At 35.8% G+C, this 769-nt stretch carries 2 pseudogenes; both read left to right on the plus strand.

Features of this window, described 5'->3' with window-relative positions:
* A pseudogene (locus ACFIO3_RS14525) lies at positions 1-118 on the plus strand (prephenate/arogenate dehydrogenase family protein); the annotation flags it as partial.
* Between the two features lie 409 nt (positions 119-527).
* Positions 528-769, plus strand: a pseudogene (locus tag ACFIO3_RS14530) (ribonuclease BN); the annotation flags it as partial.

Consider the following 769-nt stretch of genomic DNA (forward strand, 5'->3'; position numbering starts at 1 on the left):
TGAAACACTGTTTAATTTTTTTACGCGTACGCGTGCTGTACGTCGCAATATTATTGATGCCGGACAGGAAATTGATGCTCCTGATTTTGGACGTCAGAGTGTTTCTAAAAAAGGGTGAATAAAAGCAAGGGGGGTTGTTGAATTTCGTTGGTTTTTTCTAGAAATCGATAAGAAGTTTTTTCTTTATTCAGTCATAGATTGCAATAAAAAAGGGTGGCGATTGCTTCGATACAGATAACCATGACTTCAAAAGGTTTTATGTGTGCACGATCATCTTGCTTAGTTCTCTATAGGGCATGTGATGTACAGAAGAGGTTACTGATCTGTAGAAGTAACAAAAAAATGAAGTCGTTGTAGAACTTCATAGAGTGGGTTATTGTTTTTGTTTTGGTATAAAGTCGGGCTTGACCGTATTGATTATTGACCTTTATATTGCAACATTGCAAAATGTTTATTTGCAGAGTTTTGATGATTTTTATAAAACTTGAAATAGACTGAGGAAGAGTTTTACCAGAAAGTATTGAGTTTTGTTAAAAAATATCTTTTGGTATAGCTATCGTATTTTTGGTGACGCAGTAAGTCATTATTGGCGTGATAATGGGAGTGCTTTTGCAAGCCATGTTGCGCTATCGGGGCTTTTAGCATTTTTCCCTTTTTTTATTTTTGGAACATCTTTTGCTCGTTTTCTAGGTGCTTTTACCTATACACCGCAAAAAATTAAAGCACTGGTGCAGTTATTGCCTGATGTTATTGCAGAGCCTTTATCTCA

The organism is Bartonella sp. AD328YNZD (assembly GCF_042196425.1).